The sequence below is a fragment of the Arthrobacter sp. AOP36-C1-22 genome (assembly GCF_052377515.1).
Taxonomy (GTDB): domain Bacteria; phylum Actinomycetota; class Actinomycetes; order Actinomycetales; family Micrococcaceae; genus Arthrobacter_H.
Window position 1 is genome coordinate 14,045 of record NZ_JBQSWW010000012.1, and the last position, 22,091, is coordinate 36,135.

General features: G+C 68.1%; 24 protein-coding genes. 6 read left to right on the plus strand and 18 right to left on the minus strand.

All coding sequences use genetic code 11. From position 1 onward, the window contains the following. Positions 1 to 8 precede the first annotated feature (8 nt). Positions 9 to 1,202, minus strand: a complete 1,194-nt coding sequence (gene argJ / locus ACT3S6_RS08505; protein WP_444554575.1) for a bifunctional glutamate N-acetyltransferase/amino-acid acetyltransferase ArgJ — start codon at positions 1,200 to 1,202, stop codon at positions 9 to 11. Then, positions 1,199 to 2,230 carry an N-acetyl-gamma-glutamyl-phosphate reductase gene (argC, locus tag ACT3S6_RS08510; RefSeq protein ID WP_444554576.1) on the minus strand — a complete coding sequence of 344 codons (1,032 nt, stop codon included), beginning with the start codon at positions 2,228 to 2,230 and terminating at the stop codon, positions 1,199 to 1,201. The genes argJ and argC overlap by 4 nt, the downstream gene beginning before the upstream one ends. A gap of 136 nt (positions 2,231 to 2,366) precedes the next feature. Between argC and ACT3S6_RS08515 the strand changes: the two genes are divergently transcribed. Both ACT3S6_RS08515 and ACT3S6_RS08520 read left to right on the plus strand, forming a co-directional pair. Continuing rightward, complete coding sequence (locus ACT3S6_RS08515; protein WP_444554577.1) at positions 2,367 to 3,353, plus strand: quinone oxidoreductase family protein; 987 nt, start codon at positions 2,367 to 2,369, stop codon at positions 3,351 to 3,353. Between the two features lie 20 nt (positions 3,354 to 3,373). Further along, positions 3,374 to 3,955: a DUF2087 domain-containing protein gene (locus ACT3S6_RS08520; protein ID WP_444554578.1), complete on the plus strand. Its 582-nt coding sequence runs from the start codon at positions 3,374 to 3,376 to the stop codon at positions 3,953 to 3,955. Between the two features lie 86 nt (positions 3,956 to 4,041). Here the strand turns inward: ACT3S6_RS08520 and pheT are convergent, their stop codons facing one another. Both pheT and pheS read right to left on the minus strand, forming a co-directional pair. Next, a complete protein-coding gene (pheT, locus tag ACT3S6_RS08525; RefSeq protein ID WP_444554579.1) occupies positions 4,042 to 6,585 on the minus strand; it encodes a phenylalanine--tRNA ligase subunit beta in 2,544 nt (847 codons plus the stop codon). Between the two features lie 2 nt (positions 6,586 to 6,587). Beyond that, the gene (gene pheS / locus ACT3S6_RS08530; protein WP_444554580.1) at positions 6,588 to 7,673 is read right to left on the minus strand and encodes a phenylalanine--tRNA ligase subunit alpha; all 1,086 of its coding nucleotides are present in this window, start codon (positions 7,671 to 7,673) and stop codon (positions 6,588 to 6,590) included. A gap of 168 nt (positions 7,674 to 7,841) precedes the next feature. On the opposite strand from pheS, the gene ACT3S6_RS08535 reads away from it, so the two are divergent. After that, positions 7,842 to 9,767 (plus strand): penicillin-binding transpeptidase domain-containing protein, encoded by a 1,926-nt coding sequence (locus ACT3S6_RS08535; protein ID WP_444554581.1) that lies wholly within the window; start codon positions 7,842 to 7,844, stop codon positions 9,765 to 9,767. Beyond that, the gene (locus ACT3S6_RS08540) at positions 9,754 to 10,221 is read left to right on the plus strand and encodes a hypothetical protein (RefSeq protein WP_444554582.1); all 468 of its coding nucleotides are present in this window, start codon (positions 9,754 to 9,756) and stop codon (positions 10,219 to 10,221) included. The genes ACT3S6_RS08535 and ACT3S6_RS08540 overlap by 14 nt, the downstream gene beginning before the upstream one ends. On the opposite strand, the gene pcp is transcribed toward ACT3S6_RS08540, so the two are convergent. From pcp to infC, 7 genes are all read right to left on the minus strand, one after another. Beyond that, positions 10,193 to 10,813, minus strand: coding sequence for a pyroglutamyl-peptidase I (gene pcp / locus ACT3S6_RS08545; protein ID WP_444554583.1), 621 nt, complete (start codon positions 10,811 to 10,813; stop codon positions 10,193 to 10,195). The genes ACT3S6_RS08540 and pcp overlap by 29 nt on opposite strands. After that, positions 10,810 to 11,274 carry a (deoxy)nucleoside triphosphate pyrophosphohydrolase gene (locus tag ACT3S6_RS08550; RefSeq protein WP_444554584.1) on the minus strand — a complete coding sequence of 155 codons (465 nt, stop codon included), beginning with the start codon at positions 11,272 to 11,274 and terminating at the stop codon, positions 10,810 to 10,812. The genes pcp and ACT3S6_RS08550 overlap by 4 nt, the downstream gene beginning before the upstream one ends. Further along, positions 11,271 to 12,227, minus strand: coding sequence for a cation diffusion facilitator family transporter (locus ACT3S6_RS08555; protein ID WP_444554585.1), 957 nt, complete (start codon positions 12,225 to 12,227; stop codon positions 11,271 to 11,273). Before ACT3S6_RS08555 ends, ACT3S6_RS08550 begins: the two co-directional genes overlap by 4 nt. Before the next feature lie 98 nt (positions 12,228 to 12,325). Continuing rightward, positions 12,326 to 13,240, minus strand: coding sequence for a TrmH family RNA methyltransferase (locus ACT3S6_RS08560; protein ID WP_444554586.1), 915 nt, complete (start codon positions 13,238 to 13,240; stop codon positions 12,326 to 12,328). A 139-nt stretch (positions 13,241 to 13,379) separates the two neighbouring features. Beyond that, a complete protein-coding gene (rplT, locus tag ACT3S6_RS08565; protein ID WP_444554587.1) occupies positions 13,380 to 14,057 on the minus strand; it encodes a 50S ribosomal protein L20, sunset domain variant in 678 nt (225 codons plus the stop codon). Between the two features lie 104 nt (positions 14,058 to 14,161). Beyond that, positions 14,162 to 14,356 carry a 50S ribosomal protein L35 gene (rpmI, locus tag ACT3S6_RS08570; protein ID WP_444554588.1) on the minus strand — a complete coding sequence of 65 codons (195 nt, stop codon included), beginning with the start codon at positions 14,354 to 14,356 and terminating at the stop codon, positions 14,162 to 14,164. Between the two features lie 116 nt (positions 14,357 to 14,472). Next, positions 14,473 to 15,456 carry a translation initiation factor IF-3 gene (infC, locus tag ACT3S6_RS08575; protein WP_444554646.1) on the minus strand — a complete coding sequence of 328 codons (984 nt, stop codon included), beginning with the start codon at positions 15,454 to 15,456 and terminating at the stop codon, positions 14,473 to 14,475. A 321-nt stretch (positions 15,457 to 15,777) separates the two neighbouring features. Here infC and ACT3S6_RS08580 point away from each other — a divergent pair, with 321 nt between their 5' ends. Continuing rightward, positions 15,778 to 16,146, plus strand: coding sequence for a DUF1844 domain-containing protein (locus ACT3S6_RS08580; RefSeq protein ID WP_444554589.1), 369 nt, complete (start codon positions 15,778 to 15,780; stop codon positions 16,144 to 16,146). Positions 16,147 to 16,243: 97 nt separating this feature from the next. On the opposite strand, the gene ACT3S6_RS08585 is transcribed toward ACT3S6_RS08580, so the two are convergent. From ACT3S6_RS08585 to ACT3S6_RS08615, 7 genes are all read right to left on the minus strand, one after another. After that, on the minus strand, positions 16,244 to 17,170 hold the full coding sequence (locus tag ACT3S6_RS08585; protein ID WP_444554590.1) for an SseB family protein: 927 nt from the start codon (positions 17,168 to 17,170) through the stop codon (positions 16,244 to 16,246). A gap of 2 nt (positions 17,171 to 17,172) precedes the next feature. Beyond that, positions 17,173 to 17,916, minus strand: a complete 744-nt coding sequence (priA, locus tag ACT3S6_RS08590; RefSeq protein ID WP_444554647.1) for a bifunctional 1-(5-phosphoribosyl)-5-((5-phosphoribosylamino)methylideneamino)imidazole-4-carboxamide isomerase/phosphoribosylanthranilate isomerase PriA — start codon at positions 17,914 to 17,916, stop codon at positions 17,173 to 17,175. 65 nt (positions 17,917 to 17,981) lie between these two features. Continuing rightward, positions 17,982 to 18,134 (minus strand): hypothetical protein, encoded by a 153-nt coding sequence (locus tag ACT3S6_RS08595; protein WP_444554591.1) that lies wholly within the window; start codon positions 18,132 to 18,134, stop codon positions 17,982 to 17,984. Next, a complete protein-coding gene (hisH, locus tag ACT3S6_RS08600; RefSeq protein WP_444554592.1) occupies positions 18,134 to 18,772 on the minus strand; it encodes an imidazole glycerol phosphate synthase subunit HisH in 639 nt (212 codons plus the stop codon). Before hisH ends, ACT3S6_RS08595 begins: the two co-directional genes overlap by 1 nt. Next, a complete protein-coding gene (hisB, locus tag ACT3S6_RS08605; protein ID WP_444554593.1) occupies positions 18,773 to 19,393 on the minus strand; it encodes an imidazoleglycerol-phosphate dehydratase HisB in 621 nt (206 codons plus the stop codon). A gap of 58 nt (positions 19,394 to 19,451) precedes the next feature. Beyond that, on the minus strand, positions 19,452 to 20,582 hold the full coding sequence (locus ACT3S6_RS08610) for a histidinol-phosphate transaminase (RefSeq protein WP_444554594.1): 1,131 nt from the start codon (positions 20,580 to 20,582) through the stop codon (positions 19,452 to 19,454). A gap of 67 nt (positions 20,583 to 20,649) precedes the next feature. Continuing rightward, positions 20,650 to 21,048 carry a LysM peptidoglycan-binding domain-containing protein gene (locus ACT3S6_RS08615; RefSeq protein ID WP_444554595.1) on the minus strand — a complete coding sequence of 133 codons (399 nt, stop codon included), beginning with the start codon at positions 21,046 to 21,048 and terminating at the stop codon, positions 20,650 to 20,652. A 263-nt stretch (positions 21,049 to 21,311) separates the two neighbouring features. Here ACT3S6_RS08615 and lexA point away from each other — a divergent pair, with 263 nt between their 5' ends. Continuing rightward, positions 21,312 to 22,046 carry a transcriptional repressor LexA gene (lexA, locus tag ACT3S6_RS08620; RefSeq protein WP_444554596.1) on the plus strand — a complete coding sequence of 245 codons (735 nt, stop codon included), beginning with the start codon at positions 21,312 to 21,314 and terminating at the stop codon, positions 22,044 to 22,046. Positions 22,047 to 22,091: the final 45 nt, after the last annotated feature.

The following is a 22,091-nucleotide window of genomic DNA, read 5'->3' on the forward strand; positions in this document are numbered from 1 at the left end:
CGGCGGTCCTAGCTGGAGTAGGCGGAGTTCTCGTGGACGTAGTCGTGGGTGAGGTCGTTGGTCCAGATCGTCGCCTCGGCCTCGCCGGCATGCAGATCGATCTCCACCAGCACCTTCCGGCCGGCCAGGTCCACGAGCGAGCGGTCTTCGCCGATGCCTCCGGCGCGGCAGACCTGGACGCCGTTGATGGCGACGTCGAGCTCGTCGGGGTCGAAGGCCGCGGCGGTGGTCCCCACGGCGGAGAGCACCCGACCCCAGTTGGGGTCCTGGCCGAATATCGCGGTCTTGAACAGGTTGGAGCGCGCCACGGAACGGGAGACCTCTTCGGCGTCGTCCTCGCTGGCGGCGTTGAAGGACCGGATGCTGATTTCGTGGGCGGCGCCCTCGGCGTCGGCGATGAGCTGATGGGCCAGGTCGGTGCACACCCCGGTGAGCCCGTCGGTGAATTCGGCGAGATCGGGCCGGATTCCCGAGGCCCCGGAGGCCAGCAGCAGGACCGTGTCGTTGGTGGACATGCAGCCATCGGAATCCGCCCGGTCGAAACTGACCCGGGTGGCGGCGCGCAGGGCGGCATCGAGTTCGGGGGCCTCGAGTGCGGCATCGGTGGTGATGACCACCAGCATCGTGGCCAGCCCCGGGGCCAGCATGCCGGCCCCCTTGGCCATGCCGCCGATGGCGTATCCGGCGCAGGAGAAACCCGCCTGTTTGGGGACCGAGTCGGTGGTCATGATCGCGGTGGCGGCATCGGCCCCGCCGTCGGGCCCGGATCCTGCCTCCAGGGCCGCGCAGGCGGTGCCGATGCCTGCGGTGATCTTGTCCATCGGTAGTTGTTCGCCGATCAGCCCCGTGGAGCAGACCAGCAGGTCCCCGGCGTCGACCCCGAGCGCGTCGGCGGTGGCCTCAGCGGTGGCCCGGGTGTTGGCGTGGCCTTCGGCGCCGGTGCAGGCATTGGCTCCCCCGGAGTTCAGGATCACCGCCTCGGCCCGGCCGTCGGCGATCACCTTCCGGGACCAGTGGATGGGGGCCGCCGCCACCCGGTTGGTGGTGAAGACCGCTGCGGCGTTCTTGGCCGGCCCGTCATTGACCACCAGGGCCAGGTCGGGGGTGCCCGAGGCCTTCAGGCCGGCGGTGATGCCGACGGCACGGAATCCCGCGGCGGCGGTGACCCCCTGCGGGGTGTGGTGCTCAGGGGCGTGGTTCACGGGGCTATCCCTTCCATTTCGAGTCCCCGGGTTTCGGGCAGACCCAGGGAGAGGTTCATCGATTGCACGGCCCCACCGGCGGTCCCCTTGGTGAGGTTGTCGATGGCGCAGACCACGATGACGCGGCCCGCATGGTCGTCGAAGGCCAGCTGCAGCTGGGCGTGGTTGGAGGCCTGCACGGCCTTGGTCGTGGGCCACTGGCCTTCGGGCAGCAGGTGCACGAAGGGTTCATCCGCGTAGGCGGTGGCCCAGGCGGCCCGCAGGGCGGCGGCTTCGACGCCGGGTTTGACCCGTGCGGTGGCCGTGGCCAGGATGCCGCGGGCCATCGGAGCCAGGGTCGGGGTGAAGGAGACGGTGACCGGTTCGCCGGCCGCGGCGCTGAACCCCTGTTCCATTTCCGGGGTGTGCCGGTGCATCCCGCCCACCCCGTAGGGGCTCATGCCGCCGATGACCTCGGAGCCCAGCAGGTGGGGCTTCATCGATTTGCCGGCCCCCGAGGTGCCCGAGGCCGAGACGATGACGACGTCGTCCGTCTCCAGCAGACCCGCGGTGAAACCGGGGACCAGGGCCAGTTGGGCCGAGGTCGGGTAGCACCCGGGGACGGCGATGCGGGTGGCCCCGCGCAGCTTCTCGCGGTGCCCGGGCATTTCGGGCAATCCGTAGGGCCAGTGTCCTGCGTGCTCCCCGCCGTAGTACTTCTCCCAGGCCTGGGGCGAGGAGAGCCGGTGGTCCGCCCCGGCGTCGATGACCACGGTGTCTTCGGGCAGCTCGGCGGCCAGGGCGGCGCTGGCCCCGTGCGGCAGGGCCAGGAAGACGACGTCGTGCCCGGCGAGGTTCTCCGCGGTCGTGTCCACCAGAATGCGGTCGGCGAGCGCATGCAGGTGCGGTTGCAAGCTGCCCAGTCGCTGCCCGGCATTGCTATGGGCGGTGATGGCCCCGATCGTGACGTCGGGGTGCTGCGCCAGCAGGCGCAGGACCTCTCCGCCGGCATATCCACTGGCCCCGGAAACGGCTACCGAAATACTCATGGCCCCAGCCTACAACGCTCTTATGCACCATGGCTAATAATTATTCATACATCGGGGTCATCTTCGCCCTCCGCCAAGCACCCGGCGCCCGGACCACCTAGGCTGGGCAGACCATCACGAACGAAGGAGTCTTCCCATGCCCCACGCACTACGGATCCCCCAGGCAGGCGGCCCCGAGGTCTTCGAACTGGTGGACGTCGAACGCCCCGCCCCCGGACCCGGCCAGCTGTTGGTCCGTCTGGCCGCCGTGGGAGTGAACTTCATTGAAACCTACCAGCGTTCGGGGGTCTACCCGGTCCAGTACCCGTTCGTCCCCGGCACCGAGGGCTCCGGCACCGTGGAGGCCGTCGGCGAGGGGGTCACCGACCATGCCGTCGGGGACCGGGTCGCCACCTCCGAGGGGACCGGAAGCTACGCCGAGTACATGCTGGTGGACGCCGAGAAGGCCTTCCCGGTCCCCGAGGGGGTCTCCGACGAGGTGGCCGGGGCACTCCCGCTGCAGGGCTTCACCGCCCACTACCTGATCAACAACAGCTTCAAGGTCGGCCCCGGGGACACCGTGCTGACCTATGCCGGCGCCGGCGGGGTCGGCCAACTGCTGATCCAGCTGCTCAAGCTGCGCGGAGCCACGGTCATCACCACCACGTCGACGGAGGAAAAGGCCGAATTGGCCCGGGCCGCCGGAGCCGACCACGTGCTCTCCTACGCCGAGGTCCCCGACCGCGTGCGGGAGCTCACCGACGGCCGCGGCGTCGACGTGGTCTACGACGGCATCGGCAAGGACACCTTCGAGGGTTCGCTGGCCTCCCTGCGCATCCGCGGCACCCTGGTGCTCTTCGGCGGCGCCTCCGGACAGGTCCCTCCCTTTGACCTGCAGCGGCTGAACTCCCACGGTTCGTTGACCGTCACCCGGCCCAAGCTCTCCGATTTCCTCCTGGACGGCCCCGAGCGCCGGTGGCGGGCCCAGGAGATGTTCTCCCTGGTGGCCGAGGGGACGCTGAAGGTGGCCATCGGCGCCCGGTTCCCGCTGGAGCAGGCCGGGCAGGCCCATACGGCCTTGGCCTCACGGGCCACGACCGGCAAGGTGATCCTGCTGCCGGATTCCAGCAACGCCAACGCCTGATCCACATACGCAGGAGGAACATGACACGGCACGACGACGAGGCACCGGGCCCCCAGCGGTGGCGCCCGGTGGTGGCGGCCCTGGCCAATGCCGAGCAGCGCCTGCTGCTGGCCGAGGTCATCATCGCCGAGGCCGCCCGGGAGGGAACCGTGGTTTCGGATGCCCGGCGGAGCAAGGGCCTGGACCGGCTGGCCGGCTCCGGGGTGCTGGCCGGAACGGACGGCGACTGGAGGGTCGACGCCGCCGGACTGCGCAGCCTGCTCTCGACGCCGACGCCGACGCGTTCCGGGGCCACCGGGGACGAGGTCCTGGACCGTTTCGTGGACGACGGGCGCATCCACACCTATCCGGCCAAACCCGGACCACGCCGCCGGCTGCTGGGCTGGGCCGCACTCCGGGCACTGGCCCCCGAGGAGGTCCTCACCGAGGGTGAGCTGAACCGCCGGTTGGAGGCGTTGACCTCCGATGTGGTCACGCTGCGCCGCTACCTGGTGGACGCGGGTCTGCTCACCCGTTCCCTCGATGGATCGGCCTACCGGCGGGCCGCCGGGGAGCAGACCGGGCAGGAGCCGTCCGGGCAGGATTCTCTCAGCAGGGGCTGACACCCCCGGAGGCCGTCCCCCCGGACGACGGCGGGCCGGAACCCCTGCTGGGAGGTTCCGGCCCCGTCGTCATGCTGCGGGCTGGTTCAGCGCTGGACGGCACCGAACTTCTCGGCGGCCGCGGCCACGGCCGCCGCCCTCGAGGCCGAGGCCTCGTCGGCGGTCAACGTCCGGTCCTCGGCGCGGAAGCGCAAACCGAAGGCCAACGATTTCTTGCCTTCCTCGATCCCCGGGCCCTGGTATGCGTCGAACAGGGCGACGTCCTCCAGGAGTTCCCCCGCTCCCAGGCGCAGGGTTTCCAACACGTCCCCGGCGACCACGTCGCGATCCACGACCAGGGCCACGTCCTGCGTGGACAAGGGGTAGGTCGAGATGGCCCGGGCGACGACCAGGTCCGCGGCCGCCGCGAACAGCGTGTCGGCATCGAGTTCCATCGCCACCGTGCGGGCCGGTAGACCGGAGGAGGCGAGCAACCGGGGATGCAGTTCCCCGGCGATGCCGACGTATTCGCCGGTGCGCAACGACAGCCGGGCCGTACGCCCCGGGTGGAACGCCTGATGCGTCCCCTGGGACACCACCAGTTCGACCCCCAGGATGTCTGCCACCAGTCGGGCCACATCCAGGGCCGAGGCCCAGTCGTGGGCCCGTGGCTCCACCCCGACGCCGGGGGCCGCATCGTTGCCGAACAACACGGCGCCGATATGCTGCGGCTGTTCGGGCAGACCGTCATCCAGTGCGTCCAGGACGTCGTCGGCGGGGCGTTCACCCAGCGGCGGGATCGTCGCGGTGCCCAGCGTTTCACCGGGCAGGTAGACCAACCCGGCCTCGTAGAGGGCCAGATCGCGGAAGCCCCTGGAGTGGTTCCGACGCGCGGTCTCCAGCAGTCCGGGCAGGATGCTGGTGCGCAGGAACCCGAACTCGGTGGAGATCGGGTTGGCCAGCTTCACCGCCGCGACCTCGGTGCCGGCCGTTGCCGCGCCGAAGGTCTGGTTCTGCGCCAGGGACACGAACGGATAGCTCAGCACCTCGGTCAGTCCGGCGTCGGCGAGGCCCTGGAGCACCCGGCGGCGTTGCTGCTGGGTCCGGGTCAGGCCGCGCCCGGGGGGAGCCACCGGAAGGGTCGAGGGGATCTCCTCGTAGCCGACCAGCCGGGCGATCTCCTCCACGAGGTCCTCGCGGATGCGCAGATCGGGCCGCCAGGACGGTGCGGTGACCCGCAGCCCCGCGGTGGTCTGCTCCACGGTTGCACCCAGATCCCTCAGCGTTCCGGTGACCTGTTCGGGGGTGTAGTCGACGCCGATCAGCTTCGAGGCGAAGTCCTCGGGCAGATCGATGATGCGTGGTTCGGGCCGGGCGCCCTCGTCGGTCGCGGTGTCCTCGGCGGTTCCGCCGGCCAGTTCAACCAGGAGTTCGACGGCGCGTTGGGCGGCTTCGTCGGCCACTTCCCAGTCGACTCCGCGCTCGAAGCGTTTGGAGGCCTCGGAGGGTAGCCTGTGCCGGCGACGGGATCTGGCCACGGCCACCGGGCTGAAGTGGGCGGCTTCGATGAGCACGTTGGCCGTGGACGTCGAGACCTCGGTCTCGGTGCCTCCCATGACCCCGGCGATGCCGATGGCTCCCCGGTCGTCGGCGATCACCACGTCCTGGGGGTCCAGCTCCCGCTGCTTGTCGTCGAGCGTCCTCAGGCGCTCCCCCGCCGTGGCACGACGCACCACGATGTCCCCGCGCAGGACGTCGGCATCATAGAAGTGCAGCGGCTGGCCCAGTTCGAGCATCACGTAGTTGGAGATGTCCACGATCAGTGAAATCGTCCGCATTCCGGCCAGGGTCAGCCGCGAGGCCATCCAGGGAGGGGTCGGCCTCGAGGCGTCCACCCCGGTGACGGTCCGGGCCACGAACCGGTCGCAGCCGGGGGCCGCGTAGGCTCCTGCATCGTCGGCGATCCGTACCGGGTATCCGGGTCCGGTCGCGGCGGGGACGGTGACCCCCGCCGCCGGGTCGGTGAAGGTGGTGTGCGTGGCGTGGGCGTATTCGCGGGCGACGCCGCGGATCGAGAAGCAGTAGCTGCGGTCCGGGGTGACGTTGATTTCCGCCGCCTGGTCGTACAGGCCCAACAGCTCCATGGCATCGGAGCCGATCTCGGGGTCCAGCCCCAGGCGCGAGAGCACGATGATCCCGTCGTGGTCATCACCGATGCCCAGTTCGCGGGAGGAGGCGATCATCCCTGCCGAGACATGACCGTAGGTCTTGCGGGCACTGATGGCGAAGTCGCCGGGCAGCACGGCCCCGGGAAGGGTGACCACGACCTTGTCGCCTTCGACGAAGTTGTGCGCACCGCAGACGATGCCCTGCACGCCCGAGGGGTCGATCCCGTCGTGGGTGAGGTCCTGGGTGGCCCCTTCGGGCACCACGCGGACCTGGCACCAGTTGATGGTCTTGCCGTTCGTCTGGGGTTCCTTGACCAACGATTCGACCCGGCCCACGACGATGGGACCCGAGATGGAGTCGGTGGGACGGTGGACGTCCTCCTCCTCCAAGCCGACCCGCACGAGGTCGGCCATGACGTCTTCGGCCGTGGCGTCGGCCGGTACCTGCGCGTATTCGCGCAACCAGGAAAGGGGTATGCGCATGATTAGATCTCCATCCCGAAGTGTTCGCTGAAGCGGATGTCGCCCTCGATCATGTCGCGCATGTCCGGGACGTCGTTACGGAACATGAGCGTGCGTTCGATGCCCATGCCGAAGGCGAAGCCCGAGTATTCCTCGGGGTCGATGCCGGCGGCGCGCAACACATTGGGGTGCACCATCCCGCAGCCACCCCATTCGATCCAGGCCGGCCCTCCCTTGGCCCCGGGGTGGAAGATGTCCAGCTCGGCGGAGGGCTCGGTGAAGGGGAAGAAGTTCGGGCGCAGCCGGATCGCGGCATCGGGGCCGAACATCTGCCGGGCGAAGTGTTCCAAGGTGCCGCGCAGATCGGCCATGGTCAGGCCCTTGTCCACGGCCAGGCCCTCGAACTGGTGGAAGACCGGGGTATGGGTGGCGTCGAGCTCGTCGGTGCGGAACGTCTTGCCCGGGCACAGCACATAGACGGGCAGATCGCGCTCGAGCATCGAGCGGATCTGCACCGGCGAGGTGTGGGTACGCATCACCAGGTGGGACTCGGCGGGTTCGATGAAGAAGGTGTCCTGCATGTCGCGGGCCGGATGGTCCGGGGCAAAGTTCAGGGCGTCGAAGTTGAACCATTCCGATTCGACCTCGGGGCCCTCGGCGATCTCCCAGCCCATGCCCACGAAGATATCGCCGACCCGTTCCTGCAGGGTGGACAGCGGGTGCCGGGCCCCGGCACGACGGCGGTGCGCCGCCGCGGTGACGTCCACGGCCTCCTCGATGAGGATCCGTGCGGCGTCCTCCTCCTCCAGGACCGTGGTGCGTGCGGCCAGGGCCTTGTTGACGCGGCCACGGGCCCCGCCCATCAGCTTGCCGGCTGTCGCCTTCTCGGTCTTGTCCAGCCGGCCGATTTCGCGGTTGGCCAGGGCCAGCGGGGACTTCTCTCCGCTATGGGCCAGCCGGGCCTGCTTGAGCATTTCGAGATCGGTGGCCGCCTCGATGGCCGACAGGGCGGCGTCGACGGCAGCCTGGACTGCCGCCTCGTCGGTGGGATGCGGAACCGACGGTGCGGTTCCTCCGGGTCCACCGTTCGGTGGCGTGGCTTCAGACATGGCAGATGTACGGCCCTTTTCACGGTTGGGGTGGTCCTGTTTCCGGATCCCAGTCTAGTAGTTCGCCCCCGGGCTCCCGAACCCGCGCGCGGACATTGCGCCCGCCGCGGCGTCGTTCCATATGTCCCGCCTTGTGATCGCGTCCACTCCCCGGCCATAATGACCACCATGCATGTAGCCCGGCGCTTGACGCTGACGACCGTCCTGTCCACGCTCGCCCTGGGAAGCCTCTCCGCATGCTCATCCCCGGTGCCCGATCCCGATCCGGTCGCCCAATCCGTGGCCCAGGCCCTGGAGACCTTCGATTTCTCTTCCGTGCCGCTGAAGAATGCCGACCCTGCCACGGTTTCCGAGGACCTGGCCACCGCCTTCGACTCCATGAAGGACCTGAAGCACCGCACCACGGTGGACTCGGTCGAGCGGCCCGAGGACGAGGACGAGGACTCCCCCACGGCGACCGCCACCTTCACGACGGTCTGGGACGTGGATGACACCAAGACCGACTGGGAATACTCCACCAGCGCACAACTGGCCTACGACCAGGAGGCGGAGGCCTGGCAGGTCGACTACGACCAGGAGGAACTCACGGGGCTGGAACCGGGCCACCATGTGGCGTTGCGGACCAAGGCCTCCGAACGCGGGCAGATCCGCAGCACCGATAAGCAGGCACTGGTCAAGGACCGCCCGGTGGTCCACCTGGGCCTCGACAAGACGCGGCTGGAGGACGGCGAGGCAGGGGGCGCGGCAAAGAAGCTCGCGAAGCTCGCCGACGTGGACGTGTCCGACTACGTCGCCCGGGTCAAGGCCGCCGGGGACCAGGCGTTCGTCGAAGCCATCACGCTGCGCGACAACTCCAAGCGCGAGGTCACCGACGCCCAGGTCGAAGCCATCCCCGGCGGCCGGGCCATCACCGGCAGCGAGCCGTTGGCCCTGACCCGGACCTTCGCCCGACCGATCCTGGGCACCGTCGGGCAGGCCACCGCCGAAATCATCAAGGAATCCGAGGGCAAGACCAAGGCCGGGGACGTCGTGGGGCTCTCGGGGCTTCAAGCCCAATACGACGATCGGCTCTCCGGCACGGCGGGCCTGACCATCGCCAGTTACGATCCCTCCGGCCAACAGGTGGAAGAGCTCTTCGAGCGCGACCCGAAGAACGGCAAGGACCTGACCGTGACGCTGGACTCGGCCCAGCAGAAGCTGGCCGAGAAGCTACTCAAACAGGTCGACCCCACCTCGGCCCTGGTCGCCATCCGCCCCTCCGACGGCTCCGTTCTGGCCGCCGCCTCCGGCCCGGCGGAGCAGGGGATGAACACGGCGATGCTCGGCAAATATGCCCCCGGGTCCACCTTCAAGGTGGTCACCGCCCTGGCCATGCTCCGCGATGGGAAGACCCCGTCCAGCAAGGTCAAATGCCCGAAGACCACCACCATCAAGGGCAAGGAGTTCAAGAACTTCGACGCCTACCCCGCCGGCAAGCTCGGGACCATCCCGCTGTCGGAGGCCATCGCCCAGTCCTGCAACACCGTCTTCATCAACGGGGCTGCGGGCCTGAAGGCCAAGGACCTGACCACTGCCGGGGCCTCCCTGGGGCTCAACCCCTCCCCGTCGACCGGCGTCTCCTCGTTCCTGGGCTCCATCCCGGATGATTCGACGGGGACGACCCTGGCGGCCAATGGCATCGGCCAGGGTGTCGTGGAGACCTCCCCGTTGGGCATGGCCACCGTCGCCGCTTCCGTGGCCGCCGGCCAGACGGTCTCCCCGCATCTGGTGGAGTCCCCGAGCCCGGATGCCGCCAAGGATCCGGCGAAGAAACTGGAGTCGAAGGAGGCCGACGAGCTGCAGAAGATGATGGCCGGAACCGTCACCCATGGCACCCTGGTGGGCCTGCAGAAGGTCCCCGGGCCGAAGGTCTACGGCAAATCCGGCACGGCCGAGTACGACGCCGACGAGAATGCCCATGCCTGGGTCATCGCCGTCCAGGGTGATCTGGCCGTGGCGGCATTCGTCTCCGAAGGCATCGGTGGGGCCCAGACCGCTGGACCCCTCGTCGCTGATTTCCTCACCGGGGTGCAGAAGTCCGGTGGCGGCAACTGACCGGGCGCGTTGGCGCAGCGCGGCGAACTGGCTGAACCTGGCTACTCCGTGCGGGCTGCTGCTGGCCCGTGCCACGGGGTGCCGGGTGCGTTCGGGGCCTCGTGGCCTCTACCTCGCCCTCGGGTATCGGCTGGACCTGCCCGACGCCGCGGCCTTCACCGTGGGCAACGTCGTCCTCTGGCGGGAGGGCCTCGACGAGCCGGAGCGTTGTCCCGGACTCATCGTCCACGAGGAACGCCACGCCAGCCAATATGCCTGGTGCCTGGGACTGCCGTTCCTACCGCTCTACGCGGTGGCCGCCGGATATTCCTGGCTCCGCACCGGCGACCCCGCCTCCCGCAATGTCTTCGAACGGCAGGCCGGGCTGGCGGCTGGCGGCTACACGCAGCGCAGGAGCCGGCCGATCGGCGCCCTCCTGCCGCCGCTCAGGCGATGGTCCCGGCCCCGAGGCTGATATCCGCCGAGCCCTCCAGCGCCTCACGCACCACCAGGACCAGCGCCGTGGCCAGGGACTCGGGATCCACCCGGGCCACCGCCGGGAAGGGGACATGGACGAAGCCGCCACGGCGGGCCTGTCCCGAGGCCGCCAGCTCATGCATCAGCGTGTAGAAGATCTGGTTGCAGACGAAGGTGCCGGCACTCTGGGACACCTGGGCGGGGATCCCCTCCCGCTGCAACGCGGCCAGGGCCCGCTTGAGGGGCAGGGTCGTGAAATAGGCCGCAGGGGCCCCGGGAACGACGGGCACATCCACGGGTTGTTCCCCCGCGTTGTCGGGGATGCGGGCGTCGATCACGTTCAGGGCGACCCGTTCGAGCATGACGGCCCCGGCAGCGGCATTGAGCCCGGTGCAGACCACCAGTTCCGGACGGTGGTCCTGCAGGGCCCTGCGCAGGACTCCCGCGGCTTCGGAAAAGACACACGGAAGTTCGACGGCGGTGGCGGGGTGGCCGGATTCGGAGAGCAGTTCCGCGGCACGGCGTGAGGCGTCCCCCGACGGGTTCAGCGGATCCCCGCCAAAAGGTTCGAAACCGGTCAGCAGGATCATGGGCGCACGATGCCCTGACCGGATACCGTCCCGGGTAGGGCACCGTGTCGGGCCACGATCGCCTCGACGATCGGCAGATCCGCGGGAATCCACGGAACAACGTCCTTAAGGTCCCCATCGAGTTCCAGCCACCGCAGTTCGTCGTGGTCTTCCAGCGGTTCGGGGGTCCCGTCGGTGACGCAGGCGAGCCAGACGCGCATGGCCGCAGGTCCCGAGAGTTTCCAGCCCTGGTCGATCGGTCCCTCGATTTCGGCTCCGAGTTCCGCCTCGATGCCCAGTTCCTCGGCCAGTTCACGAAGCAGACCGGCCTGGCAGCCCTCCCCGGCTTCGACCTTGCCCCCGGGAAATTCCCAGAGCCCGGCCAAGGCGGGCGGACTGGTCCGGCGGGCCGCCAACAGCCGGGTCGGGGCCTGGAGCGAATCAACCAGTGCCGCGCCGACGATTTGTTTCAACGCATTCATTCAGCGACTCCTTCGTTGGTCCCGGGACCCCCGATGTCCTCGGTCGTCCGTTCGATGTCAGGTTCGAGGTAGATCAGTGTTGCGGCCGGCACCGAGGCGCGGATCCGCGCCTCGGTCGCATCGATGGCCCTGGCGATGTCTTCACCGGAACTGCCCTTGCGGATGCCGAACTTGGCGGCAACGAGGATCTCCTCAGGGCCCAGGTGCAGGGTCTTCAGGTGGATGATGTCGGTGCCGTCGGCGCGGATGGCCGCTTCGATCCCGGCGATGTCTTCACCGGTCGCCGACTCCCCCAGCAGCAGGGATTTGGTTTCCACGGCCAGGATGACCGCGATGCAGACCAGCAGCACCCCGATCATCGCGGTCCCGGCGGCGTCGAAGAGCCCATTGCCCGTCAGCAGGGTCAACCCCACCCCCAGCAGGGCGAAGAACAGGCCCACCAGTGCCCCCAGGTCCTCCAACAGGATCACCGGTAGTTCGGGGGCCTTGGCCCGGCGAACGAACTTCACCCACCCAGTGGTCCCGCGGACCTGGTTGGATTCGCGGATGGCCGTCCTGAAGGAGAGTCCTTCGGCGATGATCGCCCCGACGAGCACGGCGACCGGGACCCACCACCAGGGTCCTTCGATGCCATGGGGATCCTTGAACTTCTGGAAGGCCTCATAGAGGGCGAACAGCCCGCCGACGCTGAACAGGATGATGGAGACGATGAAGGCGTAGATATACCGCTCACGTCCGAACCCGAAGGGGTGTGCGGGGTTGGCTTCACGGGTGGACCTCTTCCCGCCAATCAGCAGCAGGACCTGGTTGCCCGAGTCCGCGACCGAGTGGATCGCCTCGGCCAGCATCGATGAGGACTGGGTGAGCAGCCAGGCGACGAACTTGAAGACGGCAATCGCCAGATTGGCTGCCAGCGCCGCGACGACGGCCTTGTTCCCACCGGATGCTGCCATGGTTACCGCCTCTGTCGGGGCGCGATGCGCGCCATTGGATATCCTTGCGTCACGGTACTACGTCGAGGGGCTCCTCCCGCCACGCCCGGACCGTGCCCTCAGGCGGATGGACCGGATCTCCGGTGCGCCCGCGCCGAGGCGTAGAGGCAGACGGTGGCCGCCGTGCCCACGTTCAATGATTCCGCGACCCCGTAGAGCGGTACCGCAACCCGGTGGCCCGCGGTCGTCAGTTCCTCCTCGTCCAGTCCCTGGGCTTCGTTGCCGAAGAGCCACGCGGTGGGTGCCTCCAGCTGAGGTCCCGCAACACTCCCGCTGCTGCCAGGTCCACCCAGGCGGCGCATCGTGCTCTGGTCCTGCAGCACGTCGAGGTCGGTATCCCCGTACCCGTCGGCGGCCAGAAGCTGCACCTGCGCCTCCTGCGCCGCAGCGGCCAGGGACGTGAACGACACCCCGGAGACGATCGGCACCTGGAAGATGGATCCGACGGTGGAGCGCACGGCCTTGGGGTTGTAGATGTCGACGCTTCCCCCGGTGAGCACGACTGCATCGGCCCCCGCTGCCACGGCGGCGCGGAGGATGGTGCCGGCGTTGCCGGGGTCCTGGACCCGGCACAATACGGCGACAAGCCGCGTCCCGGCGTCGAACACCTCATCGAGGCTGGTCTCGGCGATGCGGCAGACGGCCATGATCCCTTGCGGGGACACGGTGTCGGCCATGGCGGCCAGCACCTCGGGGCTCGCGGTGCGCAGCCTGACCCTGGTCCGCGGCCGCGCCAGATCCGGGTGTCGCTGGAGGGCTTCAGCGGTGGCGAAGACCTCCTGGACGATCCCGCGTTCGCCCCCGGCCACCATGGTGTCGTGGCGTTGCAGTGCCTCACGGACCGCTTGGGGTCCCTCGGCCAGGAAAGCAGCCTTCTTGGCACGGCCGGGCCGGGTGGCCAACCGGGCCACGTCGCGGACGCGTTCGGCCCGTGGGTTGGTCATTTCGATCTCAGCGTGGTGTTCGGCGCTCATGGGAAGAACCTTATCGGTGTCGGGCGCCGCAGCGCACAGGTGGTCCGGCCACCACTAGTGGTTAACGGCCGAGGGGACGGAATCCGCTTGGAATTCCGTCCCCTCGCACCATGCGGGCCGTGGCCCGCGGCGCAGTGTCCTACTTGGAGAACTGCTGGCGGGACTCGCCACCTGCCGGCTCGAAACCGGCGGCCTTGGCGGCCTCGACGGAGTTGAACCAGAACTCCGGCTGCGTCTGGTCGTACCAGGTCGAATCCGGCACGTGGTACTTCATCGACTGGTTGCCCTTGATGACGTAGCCCGCGGGGGCTTCCTCGCCTTCAACGGCCTTGACCATGCCTTCACCCTCGGTGGCCTTGGCGGCCTTCGGGGCGGCGGCCTTGGGGGCGGCAGCCTTCTTGGCGGCCGGAGCAGCCGGTGCCTTCGTGGCGGGCTTCTCGGCGGCCGGGGCGTTGACGTCGGCCGGGAGGGCCTCCTTGGCGACCTTGACCAGTGCGCCGAACGCGTTGGCGTCGGACACGGCGAGATCGGCGAGCATCCGGCGATCAACCTCGACCTCAGCGGCCTTCAAGCCCTGGATCAGACGGTTGTAGGTCAGGCCGTTCGCGCGGGAAGCAGCGTTGATGCGCTGGATCCAGAGGCGACGGAAGTCACCCTTGCGCTTGCGGCGGTGGCCGTAGCTGTAGACGAACGAGTGGAGCAGCTGCTCCTTGGCCTTGCGGTACAGGCGCGAACGCTGACCGCGGTAGCCCTTGGCCCGTTCGAGAACGACCCGACGCTTCTTGTGGGCGTTGACTGCCCGCTTCACACGTGCCACGTGTGTACTCCTTAATATCTTGTCCTCGGGATGCCTGCCTATCGGCGACCTGTCCGGGGGAACTCCATGGATGGATGGGAACTCGTGGTTCCCGGTGCGTGTGCTTAGAGGCCCAGCATCCGCTTGATGGTCTTGGTGTCCGCCTTGGCAACGATCCGTTCGCCCTTGAGCTGGCGCTTCAGGCTGGAAGGCTTGTGCTCCAGGTAGTGACGACGATTGGCCTGCTGGCGCATGATCTTGCCGCTACCGGTGAGCTTGAAGCGCTTCTTGGCGCCACTGTGGGTCTTGAACTTCGGCATATCCGCCGTTCTCCTTACGTGCTCCCGTTGCCCTATCGGACCGGGGATCTTTGAGGCTTCCTGTATGGGAAACCGTGGGTCAAGTGCTGCCCCCGACAGGGGCTGGCCACACCGGGCTATTTACCCGGACGAGGTTTCGGAGCCGCGGTGGGCTTCGGGGCCGGCTTCGGAGCCGCGCTGGGCTTCGGTGCCGGTTTCGGCGCAGGCTTCGGGGCCGGCTTGGCGGCCGGCTTCGGAGCTGCTGCGGGCTTCGCTGCAGCGGCCGGCTTGGCTGCCGCTGCCGGCTTCGCCGCGGTCGACGGCTTGCTGGCCGCCGCTGGCTTGGTCGCTTCCGCAGGCTTGGCGGCTTCCGCAGGCTTGGTGGCCGGTTCGGCCTCGGGGGTCTGCGGGGCTGCGGCTGCCTTGGCTTCTGCTTCCTTGGCTGCTGCGGCGTCGACCTTGGCCTTTTCGGCGTTATCCGCCTCGACCTGGGCCAGACGCGCCTGGAACTCGTCCGGAAGGTTGTCACCCAAGGACTGGGTCATGGCCGGCTGCTCGTCCGAGGTATCGACGCGGTCTTCCTTGGTCGCCTTGGACTTGGCCTTGTCGTTTTCACGCTGTGCCTGACGGCGGGCTTCGGCCTTGGCCTCTGCCTTGTTCTTCAGCGGTCCGACGACCATGACCATGTTGCGGCCGTCCTGACGCGGGCTCGACTCGACGACGCCGACTTCGGCCACGTCTTCGGCGAACTTGTTCAGCAGGCGGATGCCCAGTTCGGGACGCTGCTGCTCACGACCACGGAACTGGATCATGGCCTTGACCTTGTCGCCAGCGCCGAGGAAGCGCAGGGCATGCCCGGTCTTCGTCTCGTAATCGTGCTTGTCGATCTTGAGGCGGAAGCGGACTTCCTTGAGGACCGTGTTGGTCTGGTTCTTGCGTGCCTCGCGTGCCTTCACCGCGGCTTCGTACTTGAATTTGCCGAAGTCCATCAGTTTGCACACGGGCGGCTTGGCCGTCGGCGCCACCTCGACCAGATCAAGGTCGGACTCCGCGGCCAGACGCAACGCGTCCTCGATGCGGACAATGCCCACCTGTTCGCCGTTGGGTCCAACCAGCCGCACCTCTGGGACGCGGATTCGATCGTTAATGCGTGGATCGCTGATGTGTCGCTCCTGCTTTTCGTAGTTCGAAGCCGCCAGCAACAAGAGAAGGCCTCCAGCTGCTGGGCAGATGGAGGCCTGGAAAATCGGTTCGGCTGCTCGCGCATGCCACGGAACCCGTGGTTCCGTCCCGAAGTGACCCGGCAACCTGAAGCGGTTACTGCGGGTGGGAGTAGGCCTCCACTTGCATACTCGTTTCGTTGTTCCCGACGGATCCTTCGCCCGGTGGGGCGGAATCCGCTGAGTCAGCAAAACCAGTCGGTCTGTGAAAAGCTTAGCAGCATGAGTACCCCTGAAACCAATCCGGACGCCACCTTCGGCGAGACCAACGAGGTTCGCGACATCGCTGAAGTAGCGGCCGTGGAAGTCATTACCACCGCAGCCGTGCACCTGATGAGCGCGGCAGCCGTGAAGTGCGGACTCGCCGAAGGCGAAGACGCGGAAGACCTGCAGGACCTGGATGAAGCCCGCAAGCTCATCACCGCACTGGCGGGTCTGATCACGGCAGCAGCACCCGAAGTCGGCTCCCAGCATGCCGGCCCGCTACGCGACGGCCTGCGCTCCTTGCAGCTGGCCTTCCGTGAGGCCTCCAACTACCCGGATGCCCCGGGACAGGGTCCCGGCGAGAAACTCACCGGGCCCGTGAACTAGGGCTTCGACCACCATTCCCCGGGAGGTCGCCACCCCGGTGGCGGCCTCCTTTTCGCTGCCCGGCCCGGGGGTCCCTGCCGCCGGGTGGCGTAGCCGTTCACGCGCGGGCCGGTGGTCCCTGGAGTCCGAGTTCCAACGAATCGACCCGGGCACCGAATTCCGGGTCGGCTCCCAGCGTGCGTTGCAGTCGCTCGACGGTGTCGGTGACGTCATCACGGGCCATCCCGGAACGCAGGGAGACCTCCACGCGCAGCTCCGGGCCCGGGCCTCCCCCGGCCATGACCGTCCCATCGGCGGTGCGCGAAGCAACGCCCCGGCCCGGGGCCGCGGTGATCCCGAGGATGGCGGGATCGGCGTCGGCCGCGGCCTGCAGCAGCGGCAGCAGGGTCTCGTCGGCGTAGCTGGGGGTCCACACCTGCTGTTGGGCCAGCGCCCACATCGCGGGCCGTCGCAGGACGAAGGTGGCCTCTGCCGCGGGGTCGATCACGAGGAGCTGGGCCTTTTCGGCCACGGCGGACAAGGCGGCCCGCGGAGCGTAGACGGCCACGGGGCGTGCTTGCCCGTGCCAGGCCTGCAACCGGTCGACACTGCTGAACACCGGCAGGGCGGGGCGGCCGTCAGGGGCGGTGATGGTCACCAGCGCCATATCGGCTTCCTTGTCTTCGGTGAATCCGTGGTCCCCGAGGCCCCCTTCGGCCAGGGTCGCGACCACGGGCACGAACACCCTGGCGTGGGCCAACGCCTCGTGGACCATTTGTTCGGTACCGGAGCCGGCCTTCAGCGCGGTGATGGCTTCGAGGTAGCCGGGGTCGGCCGTGCCGTCGTCATCATCGAAGTGGTGCAGCGGGTTTCCCCCGCCCGACAGATCCCGTCCGGCCCAGGATTGGCCGGCGGAGTCGGTGGCTTCTCCGGCGCGGAGCAGGGCGGCCTCGATATGTCCTGGCAGGTGGCGGCCGATCGGCTGGTCCGTGGGAGCTTTCCCGCGGGGTGTTCCGGCGGCCGCGTTGGATGCGCCGTCGGTCATCGCTACCGCCGGCCGGCGACGTCGAGGGCCTGGGGCAGGGTGAACTGCCCGGAATACAGGGCCTTGCCCACGATTGCGCCCTCGACCCCGTCGGGCACCAAGGCACGTAGTTCGCGCAGGTCATCGAGGCTGGAGATCCCGCCGGAGGCGATCACGGGTCGACTGGTTCGGGTGCACATTTCACGCAGCAGGTCCACGTTCGGACCGCGCAGTGTTCCGTCCTTGGTCACATCGGTCACGACGTAGCGGGCGCATCCGGCGTCTTCGAGCCGGGCCAGCACGTCCCAGAGGTCTCCCCCTTCGCTGGTCCACCCGCGGCCGGCCAACGTGGTTCCCCGCACATCGAGTCCGACGGCGATCTTGTCTCCGTGCCGGGCGATGGCGCGGGCCGTCCAGTCGGGGGCTTCCAGGGCAGCGGTACCCAGGTTGACCCGGGCGGCGCCGAATTCCAGCGCCCGTTCCAAGGATTCGTCGTCCCGGATTCCGCCGGAGAGTTCGATCTTGATTCCCAGTTCACGGGAAATCCGGGCGACGGCCTGGGTGTTGTTCCCCCTCCCGAATGCGGCGTCCAGGTCCACCAGGTGCACCCACTCGGCGCCGTCTTGTTGCCAGGCCAGGGCCGCTTCAAGCGGGTCACCGTACCCGGTCTCGCTGCCGGCTTCGCCCTGGACGAGGCGGACGGCTTGCCCGTCGGCGATGTCCACCGCGGGCAGGAGTTCGAGGATGCTGTTGCTGGTCACGGGGATCTTCTCCGGTCTTCGTCGAATAGGTCGTGGGGGGTGGTACGCGGCGTCTTGCCGGGAGGGGAAGACTACTTCAGGGTCATGATGTAGGCGGAAAGCAGGGCCATCGCCGCCAGGACCCAGGTCGCGATGATCCAGGAGATATGGGCCTTTTGCTGACGCAGCGACAACGCACCACCGGCGAGGATGCCGCCGACCGCCATGAGGATGAGACTCCACATCAGGACAGGGTTCCCAACCAGTTGGATAGCAGTTTCGCCCCTGCTTCGCCTGACTTCTCCGGGTGGAACTGCACGGCCGACAACGGCCCGTTCTCCACGGCGGCGATGAAGGGGCCCCCGTGATCGGACCAGGTCACTGCCGGGGGGCTCATACGCGGTTGGGCCACCGGGAAATCCCAATGCTGGACCGCATAGGAGTGTACGAAGTAGAACCGCTCGTCCTCGAGACCGGCAAAGAGCCTGGACCCTTCGGCCGCCGTGACGGTGTTCCAGCCCATATGCGGGACCACCGGCGCCTTGAGCCGCTCGACGGTTCCGGGCCATTCCCCGAAACCGGCGGTCCGGATACCGTGTTCGACCCCCTCATCGAAGAAGACCTGGTGGCCGACGCAGATCCCCAGGACCGGACGGCCCCCGGCGATCCGGCGCCCGATCAACGGTCCTGCCCCGACCTCGCCGAGGGCCTTCATCACGCTGGCGAAGGCGCCGACTCCTGGAACGACGAGACCATCGGCCCCACGAATGTCATCCGGTTTGTTGCTCAGGGTGACTTCGGCTCCGACGTGTTCGAGCGCGCGGACCGCGGAACGGATGTTGCCCGATCCGTAATCCAGCACGGTGATCCGGGGCCCGGCCATCTACAGGGCACCCTTCGTGGAGGGGATCATCCCGGCGTTGCGGGGGTCTGGTTCCACGGCCTGGCGCAAGGCGCGGGCGAAGGCCTTGAACTGCGCTTCGACGATGTGGTGCGGGTCCCTGCCGCACACCAGTCGCATGTGCAGGCAGATCTGTGCGTGCAGCGTGATCGATTCGAAGACGTGGCGGGTGAGCGAGCCGGTGAAGTGCCCGCCGATCAAGTGGTATTCCTGACCTGCCGGCTCACCCCCGTGGACCAGATAGGGCCGTCCCGAGATGTCGACGACCGCGTGGGCCAGGGCCTCATCGAGCGGGACCGAAGCTTCGCCGAAGCGGCGGATCCCCGCCTTGTCGCCCAGGGCGGTGCGCAGGACCTCGCCGATGGTGATGGCCACGTCCTCCACCGTGTGGTGGGCGTCGATGTGGGTGTCGCCGGTCGCCTGGACCGTCAGGTCGATCAGCGAGTGCTTTGCCAGCGCCGTGAGCATGTGGTCGTAGAACGGGACGCTGGTGCTGATGTTCGCGACACCCGTGCCGTCCAGGTCGAGTTCGACGGTGACGGTGGACTCGCTGGTGGCACGCTCCATGCGGGCTCGGCGACCGCCGAGCAATTCTGCAGACATGGGTATTCCTTCGGTGTGGGTGGGGCGGGCGGCGACGGTGGCGGCCCGCAGGTTAAGTCTAGCTGTCGTGCCCGGAGCCGGTATCCGCGGCGGGGCTCAGGAGGCCCTCCAAGGCCTGGAGGAATGCGGTCGTCTCGGTCTCGGTTCCAGCGGTGACCCGCAGATGACCGGCGATGCCCACATCTCGGATGAGTACCCCGGCCTCGAGCAGACCCTGCCAGATGGCACGGGAATGCTCGAGCCCGCCGAAAAAGACGAAATTGGAGTCACTGACTGCCGGTTCCAACCCCAACCGGGTGAGTTCGCGGACGATCCTGTCGCGTTGGCCCTTGATGTCCTCGACCGTGGCCAGCAGCGCATCGACCTGTTTCAAGGCGGCATTGGCGGTGGCTTGGGTGACGGCCGAGAGGTGGTAAGGCAGACGGACCAGGCGCAGCGCATCGGCGATTTCCGGGGCCGCCGCGAGATAGCCCAGCCGGGCCCCGGCCAGCGCGAAGGCCTTGCTCATGGTCCGGGTGACGATCAGTCGTTCGCGGCCGGGCAGCAGTGTCAGCGCGGATCCGGTCCCGCTGAGTGCGAATTCGGCGTAGGCCTCATCGACGATGACGATCGCCTGGCTGGCACGCCCTGCCTCGTATACCGCTTCCACGACGTCCAGTCCCAGGGCGGTACCCGTCGGGTTGTTCGGCGAACAGAGGATCACGATATCCGGCGCCGCCTCCGTGACCTGGTCCGCTGCGGATCGCGCGCTGAGTCCGAAGTCACCGCTCCGCTCTCCGGCGAGGTAGGTGGTGTCGGTCCCGCTGGCCAGCAACGGGTACATCGAATACGTGGGCGGGAAGCTCATCACGGTGCGTCCCGGCCCTCCGAAGGCCTGGAGGATCTGCTGCAGGACCTCGTTGGATCCGTTGGCGGCCCACATGTTCGCCGCATCCAGCCCGTGTCCCAAATAGTCGGCGAGGCGTTCGCGGAGTTCGGTGAATTCACGATCCGGGTAACGGTTCAGGGACGCAGCGGCGGCACTGACCTCTTCGGAGATGGCCCGGCTTACTGCCTCGGGCAACGGATGGGTGTTCTCGTTGACGTTCAACAGGATGGGCACGTCCAGTTGCGGTGCGCCGTAGGGTTCGATGCCACGCAGGTTTTCACGCAGGGGCAATTTGGCCAGTCGTTCCAGCTGATCACTCACGACCCCATTCTATTGCCCGTGCCCCGCAGTCGGGAATCGGACCGGGTGACAGGGTCATAAAGCGGGCCTAATCACCCGTGGGGACGAAGATCTCCTGGCCCGGGACGAGGACCGATCCGTTCAGGTCGTTCATTTCCGTGATTTCCGCCATGACGTCACGGCGGTCGCGCTGCGGGGCGAACTCCTCGGCCAGCGCCCAGACCGTGTCGCCCTCCATGACGGAGACGGTCGTGGCTTCCACCGCGGTCGTATCCGATGCGTCCGAGGCCATGACCGGGGCGGTGAAGATGCCAGCGAGGACGAGCAGGGCGGTGGCTGCCAGCATGACCGGCAGGCCAATGAGGATGAAGCGCCCCCGGCGCGTCAGCTCCAGCCGGCCCCGAGGGGTGGAGGCACGGGTCGGGGCGGTGGTCGGAACGGAGTCCGCCTTGAGGGACACCGGGGCTGCGAGTGCGATCTGCGCCATGGTCTGACCTTCCTGTTGTCCGCCGAAGCGGGTTCTCGTTGCGGGTGTCGAACCCGATCTTCGAACTCATATTCGAACTTCTATCTCATTTTTAGCATCTATGTACGAAGATTGTCGAGACACGTTCGAATAAATCTTTGAATGAAGTCCGTGACTGCCCTAGAGTGGAAGCCATCGGCTGGATGGATGAGAGTCCACCAGTTGCATCCGACACATTGCGCACAGCCCCGGTACGCCGGCGATTAACCAGGACGGGATGGATCATGAGCTCAGCGGAGAATCCGGCGCCGAAGAAGGCACCGAAGGGGTTGACTGTCCGGCAGAGGCGGATCCTGGAAACCATCCAGGAGGCCGTGACCGCCAAGGGGTATCCGCCGTCCATGCGCGAAATCGGCGATACGGTCGGGCTGGCGAGCTTGTCCAGCGTCACCCACCAGCTCGCCCAGCTGGAGAAGCTCGGCTACATCCGGAGGGATCCACGCCGCCCCCGGGCCATGGAGATCCTGCGCCCGCTGGCCCCCGAGGTCACCGGGACCCCGGAGGCCTCGCAGCCGGCTCCCGCCCCGCGGGAACCGGAGCAGCTTCGGCCCCGGCTGACCGTGGTGGACTCGGATGATTCCGACGAGGTGGCCCGGGTTCCGCTGGTGGGCCGCATCGCCGCCGGTGGACCAATCCTGGCGGACCAGGCGGTCGAGGATGTCATGTCATTGCCACGCCAACTCGTCGGGCACGGTGAACTGTTCATGCTCAAGGTCAGCGGGGATTCGATGGTCGAGGCAGCCATCTGTGACGGGGACTGGGTCGTCGTCCGCCGTCAGCAACATGCGGAGAACGGCGATGTCGTCGCGGCGCTGCTCGATGACGAGGCCACGGTGAAGACCTTCAGGCAGCGCGACGGCCACACGTGGCTGCTGCCACAGAACCGCCAGTACGAGCCGATCCTGGGCGATCATGCCACCGTCATGGGCAAGGTCGTTTCGGTGATGCGTTCGATCTAGGCCGCGGTGTACTTCCAGGAGGGCCCGTCCGCGGACGGGCCCTCC